Origin of the sequence: Pseudomonas sp. LABIM340, from assembly GCF_040017195.2 — a bacterium.
Classification (GTDB): Bacteria; Pseudomonadota; Gammaproteobacteria; order Pseudomonadales; family Pseudomonadaceae; genus Pseudomonas.
Genome location: NZ_CM200227.1, coordinates 5,190,739 through 5,203,094 on the forward strand (window position 1 = coordinate 5,190,739; position 12,356 = coordinate 5,203,094).

A 12,356-nucleotide genomic window follows, 5' to 3' on the forward strand; every position below is an offset into this window, starting at 1 on the left:
ACGGCGCCGCGACCTGCGACGCATTGCCACTCCCCCATGGGCAGCGGCGTGGTTTGAGCTTAGAACAGCCTCCGCCGCCAGGCGCCGCGCGGTGGAATCCGTATAATCCCCGCCCCATCCATCCTGATCGCCACAGAAGACGCCCATGTCCAAGCCGCAGCAGCTCCAGCCCGTAGGAGACTTCCCGCCCGCCACGCTCCTCCGTCGCTTTGCCGCGATGTTCTACGACTTCCTGCTCTGCGTGGCCCTGCTGATGGTGGTGACGCTGGTCTACCAGCAAGGTTTCCTGCGCCTGATCTATGGCAGCGAGAAGCTCCGGATGCTGGCCGACCAGGGTGCGCTGACCGGCGACCCGCTGCTCTCCAGCCTGCTGTTCATCAGCGTATTCGCCTTCTTCGCGAAGTTCTGGACCCACAGCGGCCAGACCCTGGGCATGCAGGTCTGGGGCGTTCGTGTGCAGAACGCCAACGGCACGCGCATCACCCTGATGCAGGCGCTGCTGCGCTTCGTCATCGCCATCGCGTCCTGGGGCTGCGCCGGCCTGGGCTTCCTCTGGATGCTCTGGGACAAGGACAAGCGCACCTGGCAGGACCGCTACTCGGAAAGTGTGGTGATCCAGATCCCCAAGGCGGTGCGCAAGGCATCGCAGGGCCGGGGCTGATCCCCGGGCAATAAAAAAGCCGGCGATTGCCGGCTTTTTTGTGGGCGCAGGTTCTACCCCGCGATCAGACTCAGCCTGCCCGTTTCAACAACAGCGTGCCGAGGAAGGCGCAGATCGCCGCCGGCACCAGCACCGCCAGCAACGGCGGGAAGTTGAACACCTGGCTGGACGGGCCGAGCAGGTCCTGGGCGATGCGGAAGGTGAAGCCCACCAGCACACCGGTGAACACGCGCTGGCCGAGGGTCACGCTGCGCAGCGGGCCGAAGATGAACGAGATCGCCATCAGCACCAGGGCGGCAGTCACCAGCGGCTGCAGGATCTTGGTCCAGAACGCCAGCCAGTAGCGGTTGGAGCTCAGACCCTGGTCCTGCAGGTAATGGATGTAGTTCCACAGGCCGGTGATCGACAGCGCCTCCGGCTCCATCACCACGGTGTTGAGCAGCTGCGGGCTGAGCTGGATGTTCCAGGTCTCGCTGGGCTTGCTCACGACTTCACTGCGTTTTTCCGCCGAATGCAGCACCGAGGTAGTCACGTCCTGAAGCTGCCACTGGTTGTTCTCGAATACCGCCTGACGGGCGAAGCTCGCGCTTTGCAGGCGACGGTTGTCGTCGAAGTTGTAGCGGGTTACGCCCAGCAGCACGCCATCCGGGCGCACCACGTTGATGTGGATGAACTCATGCCCCTGACGATGCCACAGGCCCGACTTCGAGCTTTGCGAACCGTTACCGCTCTGGGCCAGGGCGCGGCCGCTCTGGGCAGCCGTTTCGGTGTAGGGAATCACGTACTCGCCGACCAGGATGCCGGCGAACATCAGCACCAGCATCGGCTTCATCACCGCCCAGACGATGCGCTGCAACGACACGCCAGCGGCGCGCATGATGGTCAGCTCACTGTTGCTGGCCAGGGTGCCCAGGCCCACCAGGCAGCCGATCAGCGCGGCCATGGGGAGCATGTCGTAGCCACGGCTCGGCGCGGTCAGCAGGACGAACTTGAGCGCCTCGCCGAGTGTGTAGGTGTCGCTGATCTGCCCCAGCTGGTCGACGAAGGCGAACAGCTCGGCCAACCCGAGGATCACCCCGAGCACCGCGAGAATGGAAACGAAGACGGTGGTGCCGATGTAACGATCCAGCTTACGCATGCTTCAGCACTCCGCCCGACTTCGCTCGCTTGGCGGCCAGCTTCAGACGCAGCGGCTCCCAGTACAACAACAACAGGCCGATGGCCAGGAATATCCCGTGGATCCACCACAGGCCCAGGGTCATGGGGATCTTGCCCTTGTCGAGCATGCCACGCCCGGCGATCAGCAGCGCCAGGTAGGCCATGTACAGCAGCACGGCCGGCAGCAGCTTGAGGAAGCGGCCCTGGCGCGGGTTGACGCGCGACAGCGGTACGGCCAGCACGGTCACCACGAAGACCAGCAGCGGGATGGACAGGCGCCATTGCAGCTCGGACTGCATGCGCGGATCGTCGCTGCCCAGCAGGTCGGAGGTCGGGATGGCGTCACGGTCGTCGATCTCGCTGCTCACTTCCGGCTTGGGCAGAAGCGCCGCGTAGGTGTCGTACTTGATCTCTCGGTAATCGGCCTGACCGGGCGTGCCGTCGTAGCGATAGCCGTCCTTGAGGATCAGGTAGCGGCTGCCGTCCGCATGGATTTCCTGCACGCCGGTGGTGCCGACCAGCACCGAAGTGCCGCCGTCCTTGCCATTGCGCGGGCGGTTCTTGTCCGAAATGAACACGCCGCCCAGCTCGGTGCGCTCATTGGCCAGGGTTTCGGTATAGGTCACCCGCGTGCCATCGCGCATCGACTGGAAGCGCCCCGGCGCCAGGGTGTCGAATTCGGTCATCGCATCCTGCTTGTTCAGCAGCAGCTGCATCTGGGTGATGCCCTGGGGCGCCAGCCACAGGCTCAGCCAGGCCACCAGCAGAGCGATGAACAGCGCCGGCGCCAGGGTGATGGCCAGCAGGCGCTGCTGGCTCATGCCGGTGGCGGTGAGCACGGTCATCTCGCTGTCCAGGTACAAGCGGCCATAGGCCAGCAAGATGCCGAGGAACAGGCCCAGCGGCAGGATCAGCTGCAGGAAGCCCGGCAGGCGCACACCCATGATCATGAACAGCGAACCCGGATCGAGCAGGCCTTGGGCCGCCTGCGCCAGGTACTTGATGAAACGGCCGCTCATGATGATGACCAGCAACACGGCGCTCACCGCGCTCATGGTGATCAGCACTTCACGGGACAGGTAACGGAAGACAATCAAACCGGACACTCCAGGGTTGTCACGCTCAGGCGGCTACGCTCAAACTAGCCGCCGTGAAGCATTGCCGGGTGCGCGCGGACGCGACCCAGCGCAAATAGCCGGCATTATCCTGCGATTCGCCAGGCCTGTCACTGCGCAGTCCATCTTCATTCGCAGACCCTTCTGCTCTTTGTCCCGGGGACACTCAGCCATGGAATTCCTTGTAAAAAGCGTAGGTCCGGAAACTCTCAAGACCGCCACCCTGGTCATCGCCGTGGGCGAAGGCCGCAAGCTTGGCGCCACCGCCAAGGCCGTCGACGAAGCCACCGGCGGTGCCATCGCCAACCTGCTCAAGCGTGGCGATCTGGCAGGCAAGGTAGGCCAGACACTACTGCTGCAAGATTTACCCAACATTAAGGCCGAGCGCGTCCTGCTGGTCGGCGCCGGCAAAGAGCGTGAACTCTCCGACCGCGCCTACCGCAAACTGGTTTCCGCCGTCCTTAACAATCTGAAGAACCTGGGTGGCGCCGACGCTGTCCTGGCCCTGGGCGACCTGGCCGTGAAAGGCCGCAATGCCCACGGCAAGGCCCGCCTGCAGGTGGAAACCCTCGCCGACGGTACTTACGTCTTCGATCGCTTCAAGAGCCAGAAGGCCGAAGCGCCGAAGCTGAAGAAAATCACCCTGCTCGCCGAAAAGGCCAACGCCGCCGCTGTCGAACAAGGCGCCAGGGAAGCCCAGGCCATCGCCAACGGCATGGCCCTGACCCGCGACCTGGGCAACCTGCCGCCGAACCTCTGCCACCCGACCTTCCTCGGCGAGCAGGCCAAGGCGCTGGGCAAGGAATACAAGGGCCTGAAGGTCGAAGTCCTCGACGAGAAAAAACTGCGCGAGCTGGGCATGGGCTCCTTCCTCGCCGTCGCCCAGGGCAGCGACCAGCCGCCGCGCCTGATCGTGCTGCAGTACAACGGCGCGAAGAAAAAGGACGAAGCCCCGCACGTACTGGTCGGCAAGGGCATCACCTTCGACACCGGCGGCATCAGCCTCAAGCCCGGCCTGGGCATGGACGAGATGAAGTTCGACATGTGCGGCGCCGCCTCCGTGTTCGGCACCTTCCGCGCCGTGCTGGAACTGCAGCTGCCGATCAACCTGGTGGGCGTGATGGCCTGCGCTGAGAACATGCCCAGCGGCGGCGCCACCCGTCCGGGCGACATCGTCACCACCATGAGCGGCCAGACCGTCGAAATCCTCAACACCGACGCCGAAGGCCGCCTGGTGCTGTGCGACGCGCTGACCTACGTCGAACGCTTCAAGCCGCAGTCGGTGGTCGACATCGCCACCCTCACCGGCGCCTGCATCGTCGCCCTGGGCTCCAACACCTCGGGCCTGATGGGCAACAACGACGCACTGGTCAAGCAACTGCTCAAGGCCGGTGAAGTCGCCGATGACCGCGCCTGGCAGCTGCCGCTGTTCGACGAGTACCAGGAACAGCTGGACAGCCCGTTCGCCGACATCGCCAACATCGGCGGGCCGAAGGCCGGCACCATCACCGCCGGCTGCTTCCTGTCGCGCTTCGCCAAGAAGTTCCACTGGGCGCACCTGGACATCGCCGGCACCGCCTGGATCAGCGGCGGCAAGGACAAGGGCGCCACGGGCCGCCCGGTTCCGCTGCTGACCCAGTACCTGCTGGACCGCGCCAAGTAATGGCACAGTGCAATCTGCCGAAGGGATCGAACGCATGACCCGGGTCGACTTCTACGTCATTCCCAGCGCCGATCCCGACGCACGCCTGACCATCGCCTGCCGCCTGGCCGAAAAGGCCTGGCGGCAAGGCATGCGCATCTTCGTGCTGTGCAGCGACGAGGCCCAGCGCGATGCGCTGGACGCCCGGCTGTGGAACTTCCGGGGCGAAACCTTCATCCCACACAACGCGGTGGAAGAAGATGCCGACTCGCCGATCGTGCTCGCCCTCGGTGAGCCGCCGGAAAGCCACCGGGACCTGCTGATCAACCTGACCCTGGCCATTCCCGCCTTCGTCGACCGTTTCAACCGGGTCGCCGAACTGGTGATCGAGGAACCGGCGATTCGTCAGGCCGCGCGGGAGAATTTCCGTCGCTACCGCGAGCAGGGCTATCCTTTGCAGGACCACCGCCTGCCGCGCCCTTGAGAGCGTCTCAGCCAGACACCATGGACAACCACAAGCCCCCGCACGACCCCGACCACCTGCTGGAAGACCTGAAGAAGATCCAGGACCTGCTGGACGAGTCGGGCGCCGAGCCGCCCCTGCTCACCGAATCCTTCGAGCCGGACAACATCCCGCTGCTCTCCGACGTTGTCACGCCTGCTCCCCAGGCGCCGGAGTCTGCCGTCCAGCCCGAAGCGCCGCAGGCCTCGCCCGAAGCCAGCGAGCTGAACCGCCTGGACCTCGAGCTGCGCGCCGCGGCGCAGCTGATCCTGCAGGACGTCCTCGACGACTTCGCCCCGCAGATCGAAGCCGAACTGCAACGCCGTCTCGAAGCGCGCATGCAGCGCCTGCTGGCCCAGCGCAAGACCTGACGCACCACACCAAACCGCCTTTAGTAGACTCCCATTGGCCACACGGAAAACCGCCCCGGTGGCCTGAACTCCCCGCCTCCCGTTATACTCAGCGGTTTTCCGTCTAGCCTTATCAGGGTCCCGCCGCGCTCATGGACAAGACCTACCAGCCCCACGCCATCGAATCCCACTGGTACCCCCTCTGGGAGAAAGAGAACTACTTCGCCCCGCAAGGTTCCGGCGAGCCGTACACCATCATGATCCCGCCGCCGAACGTCACCGGCAGCCTGCACATGGGCCACGGCTTCAACAACGCCATCATGGACGCGCTGATCCGCTACCGCCGCATGCAGGGCCGCAACACCCTGTGGCAGCCGGGCACCGACCACGCCGGCATCGCCACCCAGATGGTGGTGGAGCGCCAGCTGGCCGCCCAGGGCATCGCCCGTCACGATCTGGGCCGCGAGAAGTTCCTGGAGAAGGTCTGGGAGTGGAAGGATCAGTCCGGCGGCACCATCACCCGCCAGATTCGCCGCCTGGGCTCCTCCGTGGACTGGTCGCGCGAGCGTTTCACCATGGACGAAGGCCTGTCCAACGCCGTGAAGGAAGCCTTCGTGCGCCTGCACGAGGACGGCCTGATCTACCGCGGCAAGCGCCTGGTCAACTGGGACACCAAGTTCCACACCGCCATTTCCGACCTCGAAGTGGAGAACCACGACGAGAAGGGCCACCTCTGGCACCTGCGCTACCCGCTGGCCGACGGCAACAAGACCGCCGACGGCAAGGACCACCTGGTCGTCGCCACCACCCGCCCGGAAACCGTGCTGGGTGACAGCGCCGTCGCCGTGCACCCGGAAGACGAGCGCTACGCCGCGCTGATCGGCACCTTCATCGACCTGCCGCTGGTGGGCCGCCGCATCCCGATCATCGCCGACGACTACGTCGACCGCGAGTTCGGCACCGGCTGCGTGAAGATCACCCCGGCCCACGACTTCAACGACTACGAAGTCGGCAAGCGCCACGACCTGCCGCTGATCAACATCTTCGACAAGGACGCCGCCGTCCTCGCCGTCGCACAGGTGTTCAAGCTCGACGGCAGCGTCAACGCAGAACTGGACGCCAGCCTGCCGGCTGCCTACGCCGGTCTTGACCGCTTCGTCGCGCGCAAGCAGATCGTTGCCGACTTCGAAGCCGCCGGCCTGCTGGAGAAGATCGACGACCACGCGCTGAAAGTGCCCAAGGGCGACCGCTCCGGCACCGTCATCGAGCCGTGGCTGACCGACCAGTGGTACGTCTCCACCAAGCCGCTGGCCGAACCCGCCATCGCTGCCGTGGAAGACGGCAGCATCCAGTTCGTGCCCAAGCAGTACGAAAACATGTACTTCAGCTGGATGCGCGACATCCAGGACTGGTGCATCAGCCGTCAGCTGTGGTGGGGCCACCGCATCCCGGCCTGGTACGACGACGCCGGCAACGTCTACGTCGGCCGCAACGAGGCCGAAGTGCGCGCCAAGCACAACCTGGGCGACGCCAACCTGCGCCAGGACGAAGACGTCCTCGACACCTGGTTCAGCTCGGGCCTGTGGACCTTCTCCACCCTCGGCTGGCCGGAACAGACCGAGTACCTGAAGACCTTCCACCCCACCGACGTGCTGGTGACCGGCTTCGACATCATCTTCTTCTGGGTTGCGCGCATGATCATGCTGACCATGCACCTGATGAAGAATGACGATGGCACCGCGCAGATCCCGTTCAAGACCGTCTACGTCCACGGTCTGGTGCGCGACGGCCAGGGCCAGAAAATGTCCAAGTCCAAGGGCAACGTGCTCGACCCGCTGGACATCGTCGATGGCATCACCCTCGACGAGCTGCTGGAGAAACGCACCAGCGGCATGATGCAGCCCAAGCTCGCCGAGAAGATCGCCAAGCAGACCAAAGCCGAGTTCCCCGAAGGCATCGCCAGCTACGGCACCGACGCCCTGCGCTTCACCTTCTGCTCGCTGGCTTCCACCGGTCGCGACATCAAGTTCGACATGGGCCGCGTCGAGGGCTACCGCAACTTCTGCAACAAGCTGTGGAACGCCGCCAACTTCGTCATCGAGAACACCGATGGCAAGGACACCGGCGTCAATGGCGAGCCGGTCGAGCTGTCCTCGGTGGACCGCTGGATCATCTCCGCCCTGCAGCGCACCGAGATCGAAGTCGCCCGCCAGTTGGACGCCTTCCGCTTCGACCTGGCCACCCAGGCACTCTACGAGTTCATCTGGGACGAGTACTGCGCCTGGTACCTGGAACTGGTCAAGCCGGTGCTGTGGGACGAGAACGCGCCGATCGAGCGTCAGCGCGGCACCCGCCGCACCCTGGCGCGCGTGCTGGAAACCGCACTGCGCCTGGCGCACCCGTTCATGCCGTTCATCACCGAGGAAATCTGGCAGCGCATCAAGACCGCCGCCGGCAAGTCCGGTGACACCCTGATGCTGCAACCCTGGCCGATCGCCGACGAGGCGAAGATCGACGCCGCCGCCGAAGGTGATATCGAGTGGGTCAAGGCCCTGATGCTGGGCATCCGCCAGATCCGCGGCGAGATGAACATCTCCATGGCCAAACGCATCGACCTGGTGCTGAACAACGCATCGCCCGAAGACCACCGCCGCCTGGCCGACAACGAGCCGCTGCTGATGAAGCTGGCCAAGCTCGAGACCATCCGCGTGCTGGACGAAGGCGAAGAGCCGCCGATGTCCGCCACCGCGCTGGTCGGCGACCTGCAGGTGCTGGTGCCGATGGCCGGCCTGATCGACAAGGCTGCCGAGATGGCGCGCCTGGACAAGGAAATCCAGCGCCTGGAAGGCGAAGTCAAACGCGTGGGCGGCAAGCTGTCCAACGAAGGCTTCGTCGCCAAGGCCCCGCCGGAAGTGATCGAGAAGGAACGCGCCAAGCTGGCTGAGGCTGAGCAGGCCGTGACCAACCTGATCCAGCAGCGCGAGAAGATCGCCAGCCTGTAAGGCCTGGAACGGTAATGACAACGGCGCCCTCGGGCGCCGTTGTCATTTCTGCGGACCGGGCTTCAGTACACCACCCCCACCGGGTACACGTAGGCATTCACGTCATGGAACGGCGTGCGCTCGAAGAACCACTGCAGGCGCGCCTGGGCGTCCTTGGCGAAGGCCTTGTCGTCCTTGAGCTTCTTCTCGAACTCGGCCTTGAGCTTCGGGTCCTCGGCGAGCATCTTGCGCGCCATCGGCTCCATCACGTACTCCTCCGGTTCCTCGGCCACCACCAGGGTCGAGTTGAAGAAGCCCCAGGACCAGAACGAGTCCGGACTTTCCGCCGTCAGCAGGTTGACCGCCAGCACGCCCAGCGGCTGGTCGGTTTCGATCACCACCGAGCCTGCCGGGTAGGTCTGCAGGCGCTGGAACGGTTTGCCGACGCCACTGACCAGCAGGTGCCCCTCATAACCGGGAATCTCGTTGGTGGCGGCGCGGTCAGGCTCGAAGCCACCGGCCAGCTTGATGTTGTCCATGCGGTACAGGGTCACTTCGATGGGCGTGGCCTTGTCCAGGGTCTTCATCTGGATGCCGTGGGACTTCAGGCGCGCGATCACCTCGCTCCACTGCACCGGCACCACGTATTGCTTCGGCCGCTTCACCACCAGGTCCGGCACCGAGTTGTCGGTGACCGGCACGTTCAGCTGCTTGGGCTTGTTGCTCCAGACAATGGTCTTCTTGCCGGTGATGGGCGACACCTCATAGCGGTAATCACCCACGGTGAACGGCGTGTGCTGCGGATCGCCGGGCTTCCAGGTAAGGATCACCTCCTTCTGCGCCGCCAGCCGTTCGCGGTCCTTGCCAATGGCCTGTTTCAGCGAATCGGCGTTGTCGCCGATCACCTGGAACATCGCCTTGAGCATCACGTAGTTGCCCAGCACCTGGGTTTCATACGGATGCAGCGCGTGCTGCTCGATGAGGATGGACGGCACGTTGCGGATGTCGCCGTACTGGTTGGAGAAACGCGCCAGGTCGGTGCGGTACGGGTAATAGCCCTGGGTCGGGTCCTGGTTGTCGTCGAAGCTGATGCACTCGTGGACTACATGCCCGTCGCCTTCCAGCTCCTTGTACACCGGGCCGCGCATCACCTTGTCCATCCACTCGCTGGAAGCCGGTGACCAGCCGTTGCCGTTGTGGCAGTAGGAGCTGTCGTAGGGATACATGGCACCGTCGGTGGAGTGGGTGTCGGCGAAGAAACTCAGATCGTACTGGTTGAACACCGAGGCAACGTTGCGGATCTCCGCGCTGTCGAGCTTGGTGAAGTCGCGGTTGAGGTTGTAGTTCAGTCCGTTGACCCGCCAGCCGGTGACGTCCGGGCCGTTCTGGTTGATCCGCCCGTAGGGGCTGCGGCGCAGGTCGCCGTCGATGTTCACGGTGGGAATGAAGAGGATGTTGACCTTGTCCAGCAGAGCAGCCAGCGGCTTGTCGCCGGTGGTCATGTCGCGCAGCAGCATGAACATGGCGTCCTTGCCGTTGGCCTCGCCGGGGTGGATTTCGGCCTCGACGAAGATCGTCGGCTTGCCGGACTTGTTCAGGCCCGCTGCCGACTTGTCTGCCTCGCGGCTGGCGGTCACCAGCAGCATCGGCTCACCGGTGGCGCTGTTCTCCGGCAGGTCGCTGAGGGTGATGGCACCGCCAGAGGCATCGGCCAATTTCTGCAGCCAGGCGCGGGTCTGGTGGTAATCGGAGGTCTGCTTGAAGCCGGTGGATTCGGCCAGGGTGATCAGCGGGTTGTCGGCCTTGGCGATGTACTTCGTGCTGGTGAGCTTCTGCTCGAACATCGCCGGGAGGATGCGGGTCTTGGCGGCGGCGCTGTAGCCACTGTCATCGATGTACCCTGGCGCCGAAGGCAGGGCGGCATACAGGGGCAGGCTGGAGGTGGCGAAGAGGCCGGCGAGCAGCGCTCGGGACGAGAGGTGGTACATGGGAGGTTCTCCTTTTGCAGCAATATCGTCCTGCGGACGCGTCTGCGCCCGTGCATCAACCATAGACAACCACGGGGAAATGCCAGCGCGGTTCGTCGTCGCGCCCGCTCTGGCATGCGCCTCCCTCGAGACGCCGTTCATTCCCCGGAGGAATGACCTTGCGAAGAATGCTCGCTTGGATCACCGCGCCGGTTCGCCGAAGATCAGCGCACAGCTGCACCCTGCTCCCCTGCCAAGGAACCCCACGCCCATGTCCGATACTCCGGTCCGCAACGGCGGCCAGATCCTCGTCGATGCCCTGCTGCACCACGCGGTGGATACCGTCTACTGCATCCCCGGCGAAAGCTACCTGCCGGTGCTCGATGCCCTGCACGACGCCGCCGGCATCCAGACCATCGTCACCCGCCACGAAGGCGCCGCCTCGAACATGGCCGATGCCTACGGCAAGCTCACCGGCCGCCCGGGCATCTGCTTCGTCACCCGCGGACCGGGCGCGACCCACGCAGCCAACGGCGTGCACACGGCGATGCAGGACTCGACGCCGATGATCCTCTTCATCGGCCAGGTGGAAAGCGCCTTCAAGGGTCGCGAAGCCTTCCAGGAAGTGGACTACCGGCAGATGTTCGGCGGCCTGGCCAAGTGGGCCACCGAGGTCGACGACATCCGTCGCCTCCCCGAGATCGTCGCCCGCGCCTTCCGCGTCGCCCAGTCCGGGCGGCCCGGCCCGGTGGTGATCGGGCTGCCGGAGGAAGTGCTGTTCGGCTCCGCGCCGGTCGCCGATATCGTTCCGACACCCATCACCCGCGCAGCTCCCAGCACCGACGCCCTGGCCGAACTGCGCGAGCGCCTGAGCCAGGCCCGGCGCCCGCTGCTGATCGTCGGCGGCACCGGTTGGACGCCAGAGGCCTGCGCGCAGGTTCGCGCCTTCGCCCGCGCCAACCGCTTGCCGCTGGTGGCCTCGTTCCGCCGCCAGGACCTGATCGACAACCGCGACGAGCAGTACGCCGGCCAGCTCGGCTTCGGCGCCTCGCCCAAGCTCACCGCCCGCGTGCAGGAAGCCGACCTGCTGCTGGTGCTCGGCTCGCGCCTGAGTGAAACGCCCAGCGCCGGCTACAGCCTGATCCAGAGCCCACGCCCGCTGCAGGGCATGATTCACGTCTACCCCGATGCCAGCGAGCTGGGCCGCGTCTACCAGGCGGACCAGAGCATCCAGGCCGGCATGCCGGAGGTCGCCGCCGCCCTCGCCGGCCTCACACCTATCGCCGAGACGCCCTGGGCCGAGTGGACCGCCGCGGCACGCGCCGATTACCTCAGCTACATCACCCCACCGCAGAACGCTGAACCGCCACAGGGCGTGGACCTCACCCAGGTCGTCCAGTACCTGAACGAAACGTTGCCGGACGACGCGGTGATCAGCAACGGCGCCGGCAACTACGCCGTCTGGGTGCACCGCTTCTATCGCTATCGCTCGCCGCGCAGCCAGCTCGCCCCCACCAACGGCGCCATGGGCTACGGCTTCCCCGCCGCAATCGCCGCCAAGCTGCGCGACCCGCAGCGCAGCGTGGTGTGCTTCGCTGGCGACGGCTGCTTCATGATGTACCCGCAGGAGCTGGCCACCGCCGTTCAGTACGGCGCGGCGCTGACTGTCATCGTGGTCAACAACGGCATGCTCGGCACCATCCGCATGCACCAGGAGCGCGAATACCCCGGCCGCATCAGCGCTACCGAGCTGCGCAACCCCGACTTCGTCGCCCTCGCCCGCGCCTTCGGAGCCCATGGCGAGCTGGTGGAGCGAACCGAGGATTTCGCCGCCGCCTTCGAGCGTGCACAGGCCAGCGGCAAACCCGCGCTGATCGAACTGCGCACCGACCCACAGCAGATCACCCCGGTCGCGCGGCTGCCCTGAGGACTTCCAGCATCCCCCGCAGCAGCGCAGGCTTCGCTAAGCTGCACCGGGTC

General features: G+C 65.5%; 9 protein-coding genes. 6 read left to right on the top strand and 3 right to left on the bottom strand.

Annotated features, from left to right (window positions below; genetic code table 11):
• The first annotated feature begins 145 nt into the window (after positions 1-145).
• On the top strand, positions 146-661 hold the full coding sequence (locus ABKS89_RS23920) for an RDD family protein (RefSeq protein ID WP_138216182.1): 516 nt from the start codon (positions 146-148) through the stop codon (positions 659-661).
• Positions 662-731: 70 nt separating this feature from the next.
• Here ABKS89_RS23920 and lptG read toward each other — a convergent pair whose 3' ends face one another.
• Entirely contained in the window at positions 732-1,799 is a 1,068-nt protein-coding gene (gene lptG, locus ABKS89_RS23925; RefSeq protein ID WP_348587309.1) for an LPS export ABC transporter permease LptG, read from the bottom strand.
• Positions 1,792-2,916, bottom strand: a complete 1,125-nt coding sequence (lptF, locus tag ABKS89_RS23930) for an LPS export ABC transporter permease LptF (protein ID WP_138216180.1) — start codon at positions 2,914-2,916, stop codon at positions 1,792-1,794. Before lptF ends, lptG begins: the two co-directional genes overlap by 8 nt.
• Positions 2,917-3,106: 190 nt before the next feature.
• On the opposite strand from lptF, the gene ABKS89_RS23935 reads away from it, so the two are divergent.
• From ABKS89_RS23935 to ABKS89_RS23950, 4 genes are all read left to right on the top strand, one after another.
• Complete coding sequence (locus tag ABKS89_RS23935) at positions 3,107-4,597, top strand: leucyl aminopeptidase (protein ID WP_348587310.1); 1,491 nt, start codon at positions 3,107-3,109, stop codon at positions 4,595-4,597.
• Positions 4,598-4,631: 34 nt separating this feature from the next.
• Positions 4,632-5,060 carry a DNA polymerase III subunit chi gene (locus ABKS89_RS23940; protein ID WP_024762886.1) on the top strand — a complete coding sequence of 143 codons (429 nt, stop codon included), beginning with the start codon at positions 4,632-4,634 and terminating at the stop codon, positions 5,058-5,060.
• A 20-nt stretch (positions 5,061-5,080) separates the two neighbouring features.
• Positions 5,081-5,449 carry a DNA polymerase III subunit chi gene (locus ABKS89_RS23945; RefSeq protein WP_348587312.1) on the top strand — a complete coding sequence of 123 codons (369 nt, stop codon included), beginning with the start codon at positions 5,081-5,083 and terminating at the stop codon, positions 5,447-5,449.
• Positions 5,450-5,580: 131 nt separating this feature from the next.
• A complete protein-coding gene (locus ABKS89_RS23950; protein ID WP_348587314.1) occupies positions 5,581-8,430 on the top strand; it encodes a valine--tRNA ligase in 2,850 nt (949 codons plus the stop codon).
• A 62-nt stretch (positions 8,431-8,492) separates the two neighbouring features.
• Here ABKS89_RS23950 and ABKS89_RS23955 read toward each other — a convergent pair whose 3' ends face one another.
• On the bottom strand, positions 8,493-10,397 hold the full coding sequence (locus ABKS89_RS23955) for a M14 family metallopeptidase (RefSeq protein ID WP_348587316.1): 1,905 nt from the start codon (positions 10,395-10,397) through the stop codon (positions 8,493-8,495).
• 250 nt (positions 10,398-10,647) lie between these two features.
• Between ABKS89_RS23955 and ABKS89_RS23960 the strand changes: the two genes are divergently transcribed.
• The gene (locus ABKS89_RS23960; RefSeq protein ID WP_348587317.1) at positions 10,648-12,303 is read left to right on the top strand and encodes a thiamine pyrophosphate-binding protein; all 1,656 of its coding nucleotides are present in this window, start codon (positions 10,648-10,650) and stop codon (positions 12,301-12,303) included.
• Positions 12,304-12,356: the final 53 nt, after the last annotated feature.